Origin of the sequence: Streptomyces sp. NPDC001904 (genome assembly GCF_040297005.1) — a bacterium.
In the GTDB taxonomy this organism is placed as follows: domain Bacteria; phylum Actinomycetota; class Actinomycetes; order Streptomycetales; family Streptomycetaceae; genus Streptomyces.
This window is the reverse complement of sequence record NZ_JBEOYI010000007.1, coordinates 195073-211290: the sequence shown is the minus strand read 5'-3', so window position 1 is coordinate 211290 and position 16218 is coordinate 195073. Positions and strand designations below refer to the sequence as shown.

At 70.0% G+C, this 16218-nt stretch carries 16 protein-coding genes; 6 read left to right on the top strand and 10 right to left on the bottom strand.

The genetic code is table 11. The annotated features are described in order from the left end of the window. The 3 genes from ABT127_RS14235 to ABT127_RS14225 form a co-directional block, all read right to left on the bottom strand. Complete coding sequence (locus ABT127_RS14235; RefSeq protein WP_351448676.1) at positions 1–255, bottom strand: hypothetical protein; 255 nt, start codon at positions 253–255, stop codon at positions 1–3. Further along, positions 252–743: a sigma factor-like helix-turn-helix DNA-binding protein gene (locus tag ABT127_RS14230; protein WP_351448674.1), complete on the bottom strand. Its 492-nt coding sequence runs from the start codon at positions 741–743 to the stop codon at positions 252–254. The genes ABT127_RS14235 and ABT127_RS14230 overlap by 4 nt, the downstream gene beginning before the upstream one ends. A gap of 81 nt (positions 744–824) precedes the next feature. Then, the gene (locus ABT127_RS14225; RefSeq protein ID WP_111664070.1) at positions 825–1313 is read right to left on the bottom strand and encodes a MarR family winged helix-turn-helix transcriptional regulator; all 489 of its coding nucleotides are present in this window, start codon (positions 1311–1313) and stop codon (positions 825–827) included. Between the two features lie 183 nt (positions 1314–1496). Here ABT127_RS14225 and ilvA point away from each other — a divergent pair, with 183 nt between their 5' ends. From ilvA to ABT127_RS14210, 3 genes are all read left to right on the top strand, one after another. Then, positions 1497–2768: a threonine ammonia-lyase gene (gene ilvA / locus ABT127_RS14220; protein ID WP_351448671.1), complete on the top strand. Its 1272-nt coding sequence runs from the start codon at positions 1497–1499 to the stop codon at positions 2766–2768. A 125-nt stretch (positions 2769–2893) separates the two neighbouring features. Further along, positions 2894–3868: an ATP-binding cassette domain-containing protein gene (locus ABT127_RS14215; protein ID WP_351448668.1), complete on the top strand. Its 975-nt coding sequence runs from the start codon at positions 2894–2896 to the stop codon at positions 3866–3868. Beyond that, positions 3865–4725 (top strand): ABC transporter permease, encoded by an 861-nt coding sequence (locus tag ABT127_RS14210; RefSeq protein ID WP_351448665.1) that lies wholly within the window; start codon positions 3865–3867, stop codon positions 4723–4725. The genes ABT127_RS14215 and ABT127_RS14210 overlap by 4 nt, the downstream gene beginning before the upstream one ends. Before the next feature lie 69 nt (positions 4726–4794). Here ABT127_RS14210 and greA read toward each other — a convergent pair whose 3' ends face one another. Continuing rightward, on the bottom strand, positions 4795–5292 hold the full coding sequence (gene greA, locus ABT127_RS14205; RefSeq protein WP_351448662.1) for a transcription elongation factor GreA: 498 nt from the start codon (positions 5290–5292) through the stop codon (positions 4795–4797). Between the two features lie 162 nt (positions 5293–5454). Next, a complete protein-coding gene (locus ABT127_RS14200) occupies positions 5455–5865 on the bottom strand; it encodes a DUF4307 domain-containing protein (RefSeq protein ID WP_351448660.1) in 411 nt (136 codons plus the stop codon). Between the two features lie 131 nt (positions 5866–5996). Between ABT127_RS14200 and mca the strand changes: the two genes are divergently transcribed. The 3 genes from mca to ABT127_RS14185 all read left to right on the top strand — a co-directional run bounded on the left by mca (position 5997) and on the right by ABT127_RS14185 (position 7795). After that, positions 5997–6878, top strand: a complete 882-nt coding sequence (mca, locus tag ABT127_RS14195; RefSeq protein WP_351448658.1) for a mycothiol conjugate amidase Mca — start codon at positions 5997–5999, stop codon at positions 6876–6878. Further along, the gene (locus ABT127_RS14190) at positions 6871–7110 is read left to right on the top strand and encodes a hypothetical protein (RefSeq protein WP_351448655.1); all 240 of its coding nucleotides are present in this window, start codon (positions 6871–6873) and stop codon (positions 7108–7110) included. The genes mca and ABT127_RS14190 overlap by 8 nt, the downstream gene beginning before the upstream one ends. 100 nt (positions 7111–7210) lie before the next feature. After that, positions 7211–7795, top strand: a complete 585-nt coding sequence (locus tag ABT127_RS14185; RefSeq protein WP_351448652.1) for a dihydrofolate reductase family protein — start codon at positions 7211–7213, stop codon at positions 7793–7795. Here ABT127_RS14185 and ABT127_RS14180 read toward each other — a convergent pair whose 3' ends face one another. The 5 genes from ABT127_RS14180 to ABT127_RS14160 form a co-directional block, all read right to left on the bottom strand. Then, positions 7796–11008, bottom strand: coding sequence for a tetratricopeptide repeat protein (locus ABT127_RS14180; RefSeq protein ID WP_351448650.1), 3213 nt, complete (start codon positions 11006–11008; stop codon positions 7796–7798). It lies immediately after the preceding gene. Positions 11009–11719: 711 nt separating this feature from the next. Next, a complete protein-coding gene (locus ABT127_RS14175) occupies positions 11720–12259 on the bottom strand; it encodes a hypothetical protein (RefSeq protein WP_351448647.1) in 540 nt (179 codons plus the stop codon). Between the two features lie 20 nt (positions 12260–12279). Further along, the gene (locus tag ABT127_RS14170) at positions 12280–14268 is read right to left on the bottom strand and encodes a hypothetical protein (RefSeq protein WP_351448645.1); all 1989 of its coding nucleotides are present in this window, start codon (positions 14266–14268) and stop codon (positions 12280–12282) included. Further along, the gene (locus ABT127_RS14165; protein WP_351448642.1) at positions 14265–15428 is read right to left on the bottom strand and encodes a 5'-methylthioadenosine/S-adenosylhomocysteine nucleosidase family protein; all 1164 of its coding nucleotides are present in this window, start codon (positions 15426–15428) and stop codon (positions 14265–14267) included. Before ABT127_RS14165 ends, ABT127_RS14170 begins: the two co-directional genes overlap by 4 nt. Next, positions 15429–16172 (bottom strand): NUDIX hydrolase, encoded by a 744-nt coding sequence (locus tag ABT127_RS14160; protein WP_351448640.1) that lies wholly within the window; start codon positions 16170–16172, stop codon positions 15429–15431. Positions 16173–16218 lie beyond the last annotated feature (46 nt).

Below are 16218 nucleotides of genomic sequence, written 5' to 3'. Positions count from 1 at the left end.
TCACCAGCCCGTCAGCGGTGGAGTCGTCTGCGAGGGCGGCTCCACCCACGGCCGCGTCATGGTCGCCCACACCAGGAACACCACCGCGACCACGGTCAGCACGCACCACAGCAGCCGCCGTACGGTCCGCCGCCTGCGCAGCCCCCGGGCGCCCCGGCGCACCGCCTCCGCGCACAGCTCGGCGGGGACCACCGGCGGCGGGGCGGAGTCGAGCACGGCGCGCACCGACGCCGACCTGCGGTCCTCCAGGCTCATGTCGAGGCCGCCTTCCGCAGCGGCGGCACGGGCGCGGGATCACGCGGCGGATGCAGCACCAGGCCCATCGCGCGCGCCTGCACGGCACGGACCCGCTCCATGGGCAGCCCGAGCAGCGCCGCCACCTGCTCCTCGCCGACCCCCTCGAACAGCCGGAGCACCAGAATCAGCCGCTCCTGCGGTGACAGGTGACGCAGGACGCCGCTCGGCTTCCGGCGCGAGGGCCAGGGCGGCCAGGTGCCGCGCGCGAAGCGGACGGCCAGGTCCTTGCGGGCGCAGTCGTAGGGATCCTCCCCCCGAAGACGGTCCCAGAAGGCATACGTCCGGGCGAGGGAAGCCGTGAGGAGTTTCCGCGCGCGGGGGTTGTCGTCACCGGGCTCCGCGGTCAGCAGCGTCGCGGCATGGAGCAGCCGCCCGGCCGCGCCCGCGACGAACGCCTCGAACTCACGGGCCCGACGGGCATCCCGGGACGCCTGCCGATCGCGCACTCTTCATATGAGGCCTGCCGCGGCCCCCCGGTCAAGAGGCGGGGAACCGCGGCAGTGCGGATGTCCGGGAGGCGTCGCCCCTCAGGAGTCCGCGGACGGAGCGGCCTGGCCCGACTGGCGCGCCGAGAGGGCCGTGTTGAAGCGCGTGAGGAGCGCGCAGAACTGCTCGCGCTCCTGCGGCTCCCAGTCCTGCGTCAATTGCGCCATCAACTCCTGTCTCGACGAACGGACTTCGTCGAGACGGGCGAGACCACGTGGGGAGAGCTGAAGCACGACGGCCCGGCCGTCCTCGGGATGCGAGGTGCGCTTCACGAGGCCGGTGTCGACGAGCGGGGCGACCTGGCGGGTCACCGTCGAGGAATCGATCCCCATGCTCGCCGCGAGCGCCTTGACGCCCATCGGACCTTCTTTGTCGAGGCGGTTGAGCAGCAGATACGCGGCTCGGTCCATGGAATTGCGCACCTGCCCGACCCCGCCGAGCCGGGTCTGTTCGGCGCGACGGGCGAAGACCGCCACCTCGTGCTGCAGCGTTTCGAGGAGGCCGGTGTCGCCGGCGGTCGACATGTCCATCGTTTCCTGCGGTGTGGGCATGGCCGGGGGCTCACTTCATGCGTGGGTGGTGGATTGCACTCAATTACGAGATTGGCCCACAGAGTACGCGGCGAAAGCGCTGGCCGTACCGGCCGTGCGCAATCCGGTCTCGCAGCGTGAACATCCCGAGTCACCTGCGGCGTGAGCTGCGAGACTTTCGTCATGAGCTACAGCGCGTCTGACTCCTTGCCTTTTCCGGCCGCGGTCACTCTGGACGACGTACGCGGTGCGCAGAAAATGCTGTCCGGGGTGTCCCGGGTGACAACGATGGCGCACAGTCATCACCTTTCCCAGCTGCTCGGATCTCCGGTGCATCTCAAGTGCGAGAACCTCCAGCGGACCGGTTCCTTCAAACTGCGCGGCGCCTATGTGCGGATCGCCGGGCTGCTCCCCGAGGAGCGGGCCGCCGGAGTGGTGGCGGCGAGCGCGGGCAACCACGCGCAGGGGGTGGCCCTCGCCTCTTCGCTCCTGGGCGTGCGCTCCACGGTGTTCATGCCGGTCGGTGCGCCCCTGCCCAAGGTCGCCGCGACCCGGGACTACGGCGCGCAGGTGCGGCTGCACGGTCAGGTGGTCGACGAGACCCTGGCCGCCGCCCAGGAGTACGCCGAGCGGACCGGCGCCGTCTTCATCCACCCGTTCGACCACCCGGACATCGTGGCCGGTCAGGGCACGCTCGGCCTGGAGATCCTGGAACAGTGTCCGGAGGTCCGCACGATCCTCGTCGGGATCGGCGGCGGCGGCCTGGCGGCCGGACTCGCGGTCGCCGTCAAGGCGCTGCGCCCCGAGGTGCGGGTGATCGGCGTGCAGGCGGCGGGCGCGGCCGCCTATCCGCCCTCGCTGGCGGCCGGCCGGCCCGTGGCGATCGACGCCCCGGCGACGATGGCCGACGGCATCAAGGTGGGGCGGCCCGGCGACATCCCGTTCCGGCTGATCGCGGAGCTGGTCGACGAGGTCCGTACGGTGACCGAGGACCAGCTCTCCAGCGCCCTGCTGCTCTGCCTGGAACGCGCCAAGATGGTCGTCGAACCGGCCGGCGCGAGCCCGGTCGCCGCGCTGCTCGCCGACCCCGCCGGGTTCGAGGGCCCGGTCGTCGCGCTGCTGTCCGGCGGCAACGTCGACCCGCTGCTGATGCAGCGCGTCCTCACCCACGGCATGGCCGCGGCGGGCCGCTACCTGTCGCTGCGGCTGCGGCTGACCGACCGTCCCGGCGCCCTGGCCACGCTGCTCGGCGTGCTGTCGGTGGCCGACGCCAACGTCCTCGACGTGGGCCACGTGCGGACCGATCCGCGGCTCGGGCTCACGGAGGCCGAGGTCGAGCTGCATCTGGAGATGAAGGGGCCCGCGCACTGTGCGGCGGTCGGACAGGCGCTGCGCGAGGCGGGCTACACGGTCACGGCCCAGTCCCTCGGCGGGTCCCTGGAGCAGTCCGCGTAAATCCATTGCCGATACGCGATACATCGCGATAGCGTGTGCCCCTCGTCACGCTTCGCCGGGCATGCATGCCCCGGCAAATTTACAATTTCTGTACGTATCAGGACGTACGAATCTGGGGGAACCACATGCCAGGCGCCATCTACGCCGAAGGTCTGGTGAAGACCTTCGGCGATGTCCGGGCTCTCGACGGGGTCGATCTGGACGTGCCGGAAGGCACCGTCCTCGGCCTCCTCGGGCCGAACGGAGCGGGCAAGACGACGGCCGTGCGCTGTCTGACCACGCTGCTGACGCCGGACAGCGGCCGGGCGGTCGTCGCGGGCATCGACGTCGTGAAGAATCCGAACGAGGTCCGCCGCTCGATCGGCCTGTCCGGTCAGTTCGCCGCGGTCGACGAGTACCTGACCGGCCGCGAGAACCTCCAGATGGTCGGCCAGCTCTACCAGATGCGGGCCAAGGAGGCGAAGGCCCGGGCCGCCGAGTTGCTTGAGCGGTTCAATCTCGCGGACGCCGCCGACCGCCCCTCCAAGACGTACTCCGGAGGCATGCGCCGCCGCCTCGACCTCGCGGCCGCGCTCGTCGTCTCCCCGCCGGTGATGTTCATGGACGAGCCGACCACCGGACTCGACCCGGTCAACCGGCAGCAGCTGTGGGAGGTCATCCAGGAGCTGGTGGCGGGCGGCACCACGCTGCTGCTCACCACCCAGTACCTCGAAGAGGCCGACCACCTCGCGCACGACATCTGCGTCGTCGACCACGGCCGCGTCATCGCCCGCGGCACCTCCGACCAGCTCAAGGCGCAGACCGGCGGCGAGCGCGTCGAGGTCGTCGTCCACGAGCGGGAGCACATCGCCGCCGCCCGGGAGATCCTGGCCGGCTTCGGCAAGGGCGAGACCACCGTCGCCGAGCACACCCGCAAGCTCACCGTCCCGGTCACCGGCGGCGCCAAGCTGCTCGCCGAGGTGATCCGCGACCTGGACGCGCAGGGCATCGAGATCGACGACATCGCCCTGCGCCGCCCCACCCTCGACGATGTCTTCATCTCGCTGACCGGCCACCTCGCGGAAGCGGCGGAGCAGGACGAACAGGAGGCCCGCTCATGAGTGCCGTCACCGAGAGCGTGCGCGCCCCCCGCGCGGCGGGCGGCGTCGGCCAGTCCGTCCGTGACTCGCTGGTCGTCGCCAAGCGCAATCTGATCCGGATGACACGGATCCCCGAGATGATCCTCTTCGGGATCATCCAGCCGGTGATGTTCGTGGTCCTGTTCACGTACGTCTTCGGCGGCTCGATCTCCATCCCGGGCGCGGGCACCAGCCCCACCGCCTACAAGGAATTCCTGATGGCGGGCATCTTCGCCCAGACCGTCACCTTCGCCACGGCCGGTGCGGGCGCGGGCATCGCCGACGACATGCACAAGGGCCTCATCGACCGGTTCCGCTCGCTGCCCATGGCGCGCGGAGCGGTGCTCACCGGGCGCACCCTCGCCGACCTCGTGCAGACAGCCGTGACACTCGCCGTGCTCGCCGCGGTCGCCCTGCTCGTCGGCTGGCGCACCCACGAGAACATCGGCAAGGTGCTCGCCGGCTTCGGCCTGCTCCTGCTGCTCGGCTACGCGTTCACGTGGATCGGCGCCCTGATCGGCCTGTCCGTGCGGACCCCGGAGGCGGCGACGTCGGGCGGCCTGATCTGGCTCTTCCCGCTGACCTTCATCTCGAACGCGTTCGTGCCGGTCAACGGCATGCCGAAGTTCCTCCAGTACGTCGCGGAGTGGAACCCCTTCAGTGCCACGGTGGCGGCGGCCCGCGAGCTCTTCGGGAACACGATCGACGGCGTCCCCAAGTCGGTGACCGGCGCCTGGCCCATGGAGCACCCGGTCTGGGCCTCGCTGATCTGGTCGGTGCTGATCATCCTGGTGTTCCGCACCCTCGCCGTCCGCAAGTACCGCAAGGCGGCCGGCTGACCGGCCCCGCACGCGAGAGGGCCCCGGAGCATGGTCGCTCCGGGGCCCTCTCGTACGACGGTGAAGGCGTCAGCCGCTGTACGGCTCCGCCTTGAGGATGCGGACCGAGGCCGGCTTGCCGTTCGGCAGTTCGTACGTGGCGTCCTCGCCGACCTTCTTGCCGTTCACGCCCGTACCGAGCGGCGACTGCGGCGAGTACGTCTCGATGTCGGAGCTCGCGTACTCGCGGGAGGCGAGCAGGAACTCCAGGGTGTCGTCCTCGTCGCCGTCGAAGGCGATGGTGACGACCATGCCCGGCGCGACGACGCCGGAGGCGGCCGGGGCCTCGCCGACCTTGGCCTTCTCAAGGAGCTGGGTCAGCTGGCGGATGCGGAGCTCCTGCTTGCCCTGCTCCTCCTTCGCCGCGTGGTACCCGCCGTTCTCGCGCAGGTCGCCCTCCTCGCGCGCCGCAGCGATCTTCTGCGTGACTTCCTCGCGCGCGGGACCAGACAGGTAAGCCAGCTCGTCCTTGAGCTTGGTGTACGCCTCCTGCGTCAGCCAGGTGACGTCTTCGCTGGTCTGGGTCACAGGTCGCTCCTCGTAGGTACTGGGATACAAAGCATCGCCCTACCCAGAAGGATGTTCCCTCTCGGGTGGGCGAAACCACGAGCCTAACAATTCGCCGGCCAAAGGGGGAGGACATAAGGCATCAGTTTTACGTCAACGCAGGTCAGCCACGATCACTCGACATCAGTCGGCGTGGCAGCCGAGCAATTCGGCCGTCGTTCCCCTGCCGCCGGACGTACGGAGCGTGACGACCTTGTCGATCCGCTCCTGATCCTGGTCGAAGCGAAAGTCGGCGCGGCCCACCTCGGAGCCGACCGCGTCCTGGGAGCGGATCGTGCAGTAGCCGGAGGTGCCGGCGTCCTTGCGGATCTCCAGATGGACCTTGACGTTGTCGTCGTAGGTCTTGAACGCGATGACCTCACCGCTGAACTTGCTGCCGCCCGAGACGTAGTACCAGCCGAACCAGACCATCATCGCGGCGAACAGGGTGCCCAGCACGATCGCGGCGATCCGCAGCTTGCGGTCGGCGCGGGCGTCGGAGTCGCGCGGGGAGCTGTAGCGGCCCTCGGGCAGGTGCTGCTGCACGGCGCTCATCAGCCAGTTCCTCTCGCCTTGCCCGTCAAGATGCGGACGCCGGAATTTTCGGCCGCCCGGTTCGGTCACTATAGAAGCCGCCCATTGCACCGAAACACACCAGGGCGACCCATCTCACCGAGGATCTTGTCTTGACTGAGCAGCTGCGACTGATGGCCGTTCACGCCCACCCCGACGACGAGTCGTCGAAGGGCGCGGCCACCATGGCCAAGTATGTGTCCGAGGGGGTGGACGTGCTGGTCGTCACGTGCACGGGCGGCGAGCGCGGCTCCATCCTCAACCCCAAGCTCCAGGGGGACACGTACATCGAGGAGCACATCCACGAGGTCCGCAAGAAGGAGATGGACGAGGCCCGCGAGATCCTCGGCGTCAAGCAGGAGTGGCTCGGCTTCGTCGACTCGGGCCTGCCCGAGGGCGACCCGCTGCCGCCGCTGCCGGAGGGCTGCTTCGCGCTGGAGGACGTCGACACGGCCGCCGGCGAGCTGGTGAAGCAGATCCGCTCCTTCCGCCCGCAGGTCGTCACGACGTACGACGAGAACGGCGGCTACCCGCACCCCGACCACATCATGACCCACAAGATCACGATGGTGGCCTTCGACGGGGCGAACGACCCGGTCGCCTACCCGGAGGCGGAGTTCGGCCCGGTCTTCCAGCCGTCGAAGCTCTACTACAACCAGGGCTTCAACCGCCCGCGCACCCAGGCGCTGCACGACGCGCTGCTGGCGCGCGGCATGGAGTCGCCGTACGGGGACTGGCTCAAGCGCTGGGACGAGTTCGGGCGGGTCGAGCGGAACCTCACCACGCACGTGCCGTGCGCCGACTTCTATGAGATCCGCGACAAGGCGCTGATCGCGCACGCCACGCAGATCGACCCCGACGGCGGCTGGTTCCGGGTTCCGATGGACGTCCAGAAGGAGGTCTGGCCGACCGAGGAGTACGAGCTCGCGAAGTCGCTCGTGGACACCTCCCTCCCCGAGGACGACCTCTTCGCGGGCGTACGCGAGAATGCCTGATGTGATTGCGAATCTGGCATTGACCCATCTCGTCCCTCTGGCCGCGACCGAGGTCGACGAGGACAAGGTGACCCCGGGCGTGCTCGGCTTCATCGTCTTCGCGGTGATGGCCCTGGCCGTGTGGGGCCTGATGAAGTCGATGAACAAGCACATGCGCAAGGTCGACTTCAAGGAGAAGACGTCCGAGCCGGTCGCCCCGGCGGCCGCCGAGGACCGTCGCACCTCCGCCTGACGCACCCGGCCGACGACCCCTTCGCCGCCCTGCGGGGCAGAGCCGCGGAGCGGGTCGTCGGCGTGCGATGAGTTCCGCGGGCGCGCGGAGTCGTACAGGTATGAGCCCTGTACTGATGCACGCGGTCGTCTCCGTGGACGGCTTCATCGCCGATGCCGACGATTCCGTCGGCCGCCTCTTCGACTGGTACGGCAACGGGACCGAGCCGATCGTCGACGACGCCGGATTCCGGGTGTCCAAGGCCTCCGCCGACTACACCCGCGCGGTGTGGGACAGCCTCGGCGTGATCGTCATGGGACGCCATCTGTTCGACTTGACCAACGGCTGGAACGCCGAGCCGCCCGCCGGTGAGCACGTCGTCGTGGTCTCGCACCGGCCGCGCCCCGCCGACTGGTACCCCGAGGCGTCCCACTACCACTTCGCCCGCGACGTGCCCGAGGCCGTCGCCACCGCCCGGGAGCTGGCGGGGGAGCGGTCCGTCGCGATCACCGCGGGGGACGTCGGCGGCCAGGCGTTCGCCCTCGGCCTCGTCGACGTGGTGGCGATGGACGTCGCCCCGGTCGTCCTCGGCGCGGGCAAGCGCTACTTCGGGTCCGCCGCCGGGGAGCGGCTCCTGGACGACCCGCACGTGGTCGTCCAGGGGGACCGGGTGCTGCACCTCCAGTACCGGGTGCGCGGGCGGTAGCTACCCCCGGTCCGCGCCGACCACCACGCCCATCGTGTCCCGCGCGTGCCGGTTCGGGACCATGCCGAGCCGCCACGCCTGCCAGCCCGTGTCCAGGTCCACGCCCCGCTCCAGGAGCAGCTGGTACGCCTCCACGTAGTCGTCGAGCTTGCCGTCGCGCGTGGGATGCGTGGCCCGGGCGAGCCGGCCCAGCTCCTCCTGCGCGACCGCCGTGCCGACCTCCGAACCGCCCGGCGAGGCGTACGGCAGCAGGGTGCAGCGCAGGAAGACCGCCCAGTCCTTGCCGCGCCGGTCGCCGTACGAGGCGAAGAGCGCCTGCGCCTCCTCGCACAGGGTCATCGCCTGCTGGAGCCGGGCGTTGCCCGCGTCGACGACCGCCAGCTCCAGGCACGTCCAGCCCTCGCCGTGCGCGACGCCGATCCGCTGGAAGTCGGCGCGGGCGTCCACCAGGAGCTGCCGGGCGAAGCCGGAGTTGCGCAGCGAGCCGGTCTGCACGGCACGCTGGTCGCGGGTGACCCGCGCCGAGTGGTGCCGGGCGCAGGCGAGCCCGTACACGTCCCGCATCCGGGAGAACATCGTCCGCGACCGCTCCAGCTCGCGGACCGCCTGGTCGAGACTGCCGGTCTCCTCCAGGGCCTGGCCCAGGTAGTAGTACGTCCAGGCCTCACCGCGCGCGTCCTCGTTGTCCCGGTGCCGGGACGCCGCCTGGCGCAGCCCGTCGACCGCCACCGAGGCGTCGCCCTCGACGAGCCGGGCGCGGGCCAGCTGGGTCAGCGCCCAGGCCTCGCCGCGGGCGTCGCGGGTGCGGCCGTACAGGTCGAGCGCGGCCCGCAGCTCGTCGTCCGCGCGCGGCACGTCGCCCATCCGCAGGCAGAGCTGGCCGAGCTGGAAGTGGGCCCAGGCCTCGCCGTGCAGCGACTCGTTCTCCCGGTGCAGGGCGAGGGCGTCGGTGAGCAGGGCCAGCGACTCGCGGACATGGGCGCGGTCCCGCTCGACGGCCGCGAGCGCGTGCAGGGTCCAGCCCCGGTCGCCCTTCGTCTCGGGTGTCGTCTGCATCTCCAGGGCCTGCCGCAGCCGGTCGGCGGCCTCGGTGAGCTGGCCCTGGTGGTGCAGGGTGATGCCGAGCGAGCACAGGGCGCGCGCCTCGCCCGCCCGGTGGTGGGCCTCGCGGTACAGGTCGACCACCGACGACAGCGTGGTGCGGGCCTTGTCGAGCTCGCCGAGCTGGCGGGCCGCGATACCGGTGCGCCACTGGACCGACCGCACCAGCAGGCCCTGGTCGATGGCCTGCGTCAACTCGCTGATCTCGCCCAGGCGGTAGAGGTCGCCGCGCAGCAGGCAGTAGTCGCACAGCGCGCCGAGCAGGCCGAGCACCGCGTCCTGGTTGACCCCCTCCGCGTGCCGCAGCGCCGCCGTGATGAAGCTGGACTCGTCGTCCAGCCAGCGCAGCGCCGCGTCCAGCGACGTGAAGCCGTGCGGGCCCATCTGGCCGGCCCGCGTCGACATGTTGCCGTCGACCAGGCGGATCACCGAGTCGGCCAGCTCCGCGTAGTTCTTGATCAGCCGCTCCTGCGCGGCCGTGCGCTCCTGCGGCTCCTCCTCGTCGGCGAGGCGGGCCTGCGCGAAGACGCGGACCAGGTCGTGCAGCCGGTAGCGGCTGCCCCGGACGTGGTCGACGAGACCGGCGCGGGCCAGCGCGGTCAGGTGCCGGGTCGCCTCCGTGTCGTCCGTGGCCAGCAGGGCCGCCGCCGCTGCCGCGCCCAGCGAGGCCCGGCCCGCGAGCGCGAGCCGCCGCAGCAGCCGCCGGGCCGCGTCGGACTGGTCGGTGTAGCGCAGCCACAGCACCCGCTCGACCGGATCGACGGGCCCGTACGCGCCCAGGTCGGCGACGAGCTGACGCGGCGAGCGCGGCCCGAGCGCGGACCCCGCGATGCGCAGCGCCAGCGGCAGGCCGCCGCACAACTCCCGTACGGCGTCGGCCGACTCGGCGTCGTACGGCCCGCCGGCCTCCTCCGCCGACTCGCGCAGCAGCTCCTCCGCGCCCGCCGCGTCCAGCGCCTCCACCGGCAGCTGGTGCACCCAGGCGGGCATGTCGTCGCCGAGGTCCAGCGGCTCCCGGGAGGTGACGATCACCAGGCTGTCGGAGCGCTCGGGGACGAGCGTGCGCACCTGCCGCGCGTCGTCGGCGTCGTCGAGCACGATCGTCACCGGAAGCCCGGTCAGATGCTGGTGGTACAGCTCGCTCAGCCGCTTGACCTGCTGGTCCGGCGTGGAACGCTCCCGGAACAGCAGCTGCTCGCGCGGGGCGCCCAGCCGGTTCAGCAGGTGCAGCAGCGCGTCCCGGGTCGACAGGGCGGGGCCGTCCGCGCGGTCGCCGCGCAGATCCACGACGCAGGCCCCGCGGAACTGGTCGCGCAGGTCGTGCGCGGCCCGCACGGCGAGCGTCGTGCGGCCCGAGCCGGGCGTGCCGTGCAGCACGACCACCGTCGGCCTGGTCTCCGTGCTCGCCCGTGCCGCGTGCACCCACTGGGCGATCCGCGCCATCGAGGTCCGCCGCCCGGCGAACGGGCCCTGCGGCTGCGGGAGTTGTCCGAACGACTGCTCCAGCACGCTCCGGCGCCGGGCGGCCGCGCTCCGGTCGGGCCTGCGCCCGCCCGGTACGACCGTCTTCGTGCCGACCGACCCGGTGGACGCGGCGAGGACCCGCTGCTGGTCCAGGAAGGGCCGGATGCCCCGCACCTCCAGGGCGGTCAGCCACTGCAGCCGCAACTGCTCGGGCCCGCCCGGCTGGCTCCTCGCACCGGCGCTGCGGCTGGCCGCCGGCACGTGCGACGCGGTCACCTTCGCGACGGTCGCGGCGGCCCCGAGCACCGCCACGGCGGCGCCCACCCCCACGGCCGTGCCGGTGCCGGTGCCGAGGATCAGGTCGGCCACGCACGCGGTGACGGCCCCGACTCCCGCCACTTGCAGGGGAGTTGATCCGCCCTGCTTGGCGAACCGCTCGCCGAACGTCATCTGTCCGGCCGCCGCCTCGTCCAGCGCCCGGGTGTACGCGGCGTACTCCTCGGCCGCGGTCTGCTCCATGGCGTCCAGCGACCCCTTGGCCCGGGACAGCAGCACTCCGGCATCCGTCCGCCCGCCCGAGCGCCGCACCTCCTCCTCGACGGCCCGGGCCAACAGCCGCTCGGCCTCCGCCCGATGGCTGTCTCGCATCTTCGGTCCCCCTCCGGTCGCGACAGTTCCTTGTCAATTGTCCTGCGTATGGGGTGTCGGCGCGAGGGGCCCGGCGATCAGAGGGTTCAGCGGCGGCGCCGGATGGCGCCCGGCGGCTCACCTGCCGACGTCTCCGGCTCCCGCCGAAGTGGGGGGGGGGGGGCGGCCGCGTGCGAGGTCTGGACGCTGAGCGGCAGGACCGCCCCTGTGCGCCGGCCGCCCTCGGGCACTGACGATCTCTTCGCAATTCTGGGGTTCGCAACTCATCGACGGTCTGTTTCTGGCTGAAGCAGGCCAATGCCACCACAGGGCCAACGGGCTCGATCCCCTCTGCCTGGCCAGGAATGGGCCTGGCGTCATCCCTTGCCGGGCGGCATTCCGCCGGACTGTGTGCGGGAGTTTTATGACCTGGGGCCGGTTCTCGACGCTCACGTGCCGGGTGGCGTGTGCGCGGGTGAACATCACCCCAGCCGAAGCACGTTGGCCGCGGTGAGAGCCGCCCACACCCAGCCCAGCCGCTCCGGCTGCATCGCGGCCCACACGCACAAGTACCGCTCGGCGGAAGCGCCCTTGAAACTGACGGACGGGCCTGGACCGTTGACCTGGACGAACTACATGAGTCCGAGTGGGGTACCTGCTGACTGTGCAGCGGAGTCCGACTCGCACTCTGAGGCCGGAGGTGTCGTATGCGTGCGTGGCGAGGGCCGGGTGCTACCGCTCCGTACGGCGCAGGAACTGCCAGCCCAGTACAGCCAAGGCGAGCGTCTGCACGAGAGAAGTGAGCACGAGCAGGGGCCGGGCGGCGGGAGAGCACCAGAACGCGGTAGTGCAGACCATCGGCAGGATCAGGTACGTGAACAGGTCCACCGCGGTTTGGAGCCGCTTGCGCAAGGTGCGGCCCAAAACGTTGCGGTGGTAGACCTCCCAGCCGAAAACCGTGCTCTGGGCGGAGGAGAGTTCCCCAAGACGCGGCCCCAGTTGGTCGCGGACGTAGTTGCCGATCGCCGAGATCTTCTCGTCGTTGACCAGGTAGGTCCAGCCCAGGATCAGACAGATCGCGGGGGCGGAGAGCAATAGCCGGGACTGTCCGCTGTGGACGGTGGCCGCCACGACCGCGGTGACCGCGGCGAGCGTGAAGTAGAGCAGGTTGTCGCGGAACCCTATGCGAGTCTTCTGTTCCTCCTTGAGTCGGTCGTACTCGGCCAGCAGGACTTTGCTCTCGGTGACATCGTCCATAGCGGTCACAGCCATTCCTGTGCTCGAATCCAGGATCAGCCGGCGACCTGGAAGGGCGTCAGATCATCGGGGTTGTGCCGTTCGATCCAGTCCTTCCCGTCCGCCGCGATCCCCTCCAGGAGGCGGAAAGTATGAGTGAAGCCGGCCGCGCTGAGACTGATCTCGGAAATCTCCCGGGCGCTCTCGTCCGGTGCCAGTTGATGAGCATCGGCGTCCTTGACACGGATCTTCCGGGCTGGTCCGTTGGTGAGGACGAGTTCCAGGTCGTAGCCGACATCCGCGTTCTCCGTCACCTGCACCGAGGACAGTGCGTCGAACCGGTAGTTGCTCCGCTCCTCGTTCCTGCGTGTCGAGTCGACGAACTTGAGCTCGGAGCTGATCTCGCGGATGCCGTCCCTCGTGAACAGGAACAGGCGGATGACGTAGTGCGAGTACCGCCACGGGCCGCCCCGGACCCGGGCTCGTCTGTAGGAGGGCGCCGGGGCCACCAGGATGGTGTGCGTGATCAGGTCCCGCCAGGTGAGCCGGTGGTGCCGCAGCGCCTCGTCCACGAACGAAGTCCTGTCGCAGGTGAGCCAGGTCTCCATCTCCCGCTCGCTGGGGCGGGTCTCGTCCAGGAATGCCTTCCAACGCTGATAAGCCTGCTGCCGTGCGGCCAGCTCCTCCTGGTACTCCCGGGCCTCCCGGGCCACCCGGTGTCTTTCACGCCGGGACTCCAGCCACAGCTGAGCGGCCGCATGCCCCGACCAGGCCGCACCGAGCAAGGCCAGGAATGCCCACAGTGGCCGCGGCTGGGCAGCGCCCGACACCGCCGTGCCGAACGCTGACAGAGCCACGGCGCCGAGAACAACGAGGGCCGCCACGGTCAGGACCTTCGTCCTGGCCGGCGTCCGGTCCTGGGGGTGCCGATCGAAGAGGGTGCCGTTGTTGTGGCGATTCCTGCTCTCCTCGGCGAGGTACCGGATCAGCCAGGTGACCCGGTCCACGTTGATGCGGCTCTCCCGGTAGAGGTCCGCAATCTCGGCGGCGAGGCCGCTGCGGACCTCAGCGGTGTATGCGAGCCAGGCTTCCGAGGCAAAACCGTGGGGTGTGCGGACGCTGAAGTAGTGATCGAACTTGCTGTGGACGCTTTTGGTGAAGCCGCCCTCGGCAGGCGTGGGACCGTGCGGCTGGGGGGAGCCGGGCCCGACTGTGTAGTCCGACCTCGGGTCCCGGCCCCACCACTGGACGCCGTAGCGGGCCGCGGTGCGGCCCGCGCCGAGTGCCACCAGTGACTCGAAGACCGCCTGGGCCGGATGTGCGATCCATGCCAGGGCCCCGAGGGCCCCAATGCTGACCACGAACAGGACCAGCCGGAGCGGGAGGGCCGCCCGGGCAGCGGCAGCGGCATCAGTGCTCAAGTGGGGGAGTACGGCACGTGCCCCGATGGGGGAGGGCTCGAAATAGGCCCAGACCCGTCCGACCCGGTCATTGCCGAAGCGCTCCGCCCCAGCCCGTTCGAGGGTCTCCGCCCACAGGTCGTCCTTCAGCCCTCCGGTGAGCATGAGGTCGAGGTGGCGAAGGATCGCATCATGCTGGCGGGACGGCAGATCCTGCAGCTGCTTCAGTACAGGTCCGGTCGCTCCGCTCGCGGTGCCGAGCGCCGCCAGCAGGTCGAAAGTGACGCGCAATGCTTCCTTCCACTCGTCCTCGGCGTAGGCCCGCACGAGCCCGGAGGCGTGGCGCAGCCGCTGGACCTCTTCGACGCTGAGGTCGTGGTAGGTGCGTGCGCTGAGCATGGCGAGCACCCAGTGGAAGCGAACCTCCGCGTTGTGGTAGCCGTGGGCGATCGCGTCCGTGATCATTTCCCGGGCACGGCTGGGAATTCCGTCTTCCAGAAGCCGCACGCCCACCCTGTACTTCTCCTGTGGCGAAGCATCCGGGTGGACGAAGTAGACATTGGAGTTGTGTACGGTCTCCGCCTGGATCCCGACGGTGGAGCCGTACGCGGCCGAGCTGTGCGTGGCACTGTTGCTGTCGCTCATACTCGGCCACCGGCTGTGGCGACCAAGGGGGCCAGCTCGGCCATGAGCGCAGGGCACTCCACGACCAGCCCGCGCAGTCTCCTGAGCGTCATGATTGCCCGCTTCGACGAATCCGGGGTGTTCTCCCCGGCTGACCGGAGGGCGGAGTCCAGGTCGGCCAAGGCCTCCCGGTACGTGTCCTCGTCGAGGGCGCCTTCAGCGTGGTGCTGCCTCAAACTTCCGCGGAAACCGTTGAGCGTCGCGATCAGATTCATCGGGCCGGACTCCTGCGGAGCCGTGTTCATGTGAACGCTGCTGCCCGTGACCGAGCCGGCCATGATGCCGACGGTGCTGTTGTGAGCAGTATTGCTGACGTGTCGGCCGGGCCGGTCGGCCGCAGGGGCCCTGCCGTCCCGGGACACGGCGGCCTCCTCCTGTTCAGCTGTCAGTTCCACCGCAAGCCGGATGGCGAACGCCGCCGCGTTCGCTGCGGCCTGCGGCTGCCAGTTGCGGTCGTCTGTGCTGTTCTTCGTGCCGTCCGCCCGGTCGCTGATTCCCCGAATGATGGCCACTGGGGCCCCGTTGAGATGGCCGGCCTGCGCCACGCCGGCCGCCTCCATCTCGATGGCGAGTGCGTCGTTGTAGTGCTTCCGGATCCAATTCGCCTCGGCCGAGATCCTTGAGTTCTGGACGACCTCGCCAGCGGCAACCGCCCCGAAGCGAACCTGTGGCGCGTTCTCGTGACCGGAGGAGGAATCCGCCCATTCGTTCAAGCGGGCCAGGTGCGAGGCGAGCTGAATGATGCCGTGCGGTGCTTCCCACACCCGCGGGCGTGCTTTGAGCCCGTCGTCCTCGCTGGTCCCACCGTGGTACGCGTACACGTGTGACGCCATGACGACATCACCCAGCCTAGTGGCGTCCCATAAAGCGCCGGCGACCCCGACGAACAGCACGGCCACGGGCGAGAACTCCTGAATCGCGCGTTCGGCGATCACCGCGGCGGAATGGTTCCCCTTGCTCGTCAGGCCGAGTGCGACACGGCACGACGTACCCTGCACGGTTCCCACTTCGAACCGGGTGCCACGCTCATGGCGGTGCATCTGCGGATTCGCCAGCTTCTGACGTACGGCCTGATATTCGAGATTGAGAGCGGTGAGAATCACCACCGGGCCTTTCGACATCTATTCCTCTTCCCCTCTAGTGTTCTCTTCCGTTGCGGGCGGCGCGGGGCGGATCAGTGGGGGGAACAGCACGGTCTTCGGACCGGCCCGGTACAGCTGTGCGGGCCGTCCGCCGGTGCTCCTGCGGTCTGTGCCGGCGGGGATGATGAATCCCTTAGCGGCCTGGACCTTGCGGTAGAAATTGCGAGTGTCGAGTGCGGTGCCCCAGACGGCCTCGTACACCTGTTGCAGCTCTGCGATGGTGAATTCTGCCCCACAGAAGGCCGTAGCCAGCGACGAGAACTCAAGCTTGGTACGCGCGTGTTCGATCCCGTCCGTTGCGATTCGGCGGTGGTCGAAGGCGAGTTCCACCTTTCCCGACAGCACGGCGTGCGCGGGAACCCACGCGGCATCGGTGGCATCCGTCCCCGCGACCGGGTCGGGCAGTCCCGGCGCGATCGCCAGGTGTGCCACGGAGACGACTCGGCCCCGGGGGTCGCGGCCCGACTCTCCGTACACGCCCAGCTGTTCAAGGTGGACCCAGCTGGATGCCAGGGCCGTTTCCTCGCTCAGTTCGCGGTGAGCGGCATCCAGGATCTCCTCGCCGTCGTGGTTCAGGAATCCTCCGGGCAGGGCGGACATGCCGCGGAAGGGGTCTTCGCCCCGCTCCACCAAGAGGACGTGCAGGTGGCCCTCCCGAAGCGTCAGGATCACAAGATCGACCGTCAGTAAGACACGAGGAGGTGACCACACGTCATCTTGCATGTATTGCAAGGTACTTCAGTTACTGTCACTTGCACAAGAAGGGGGT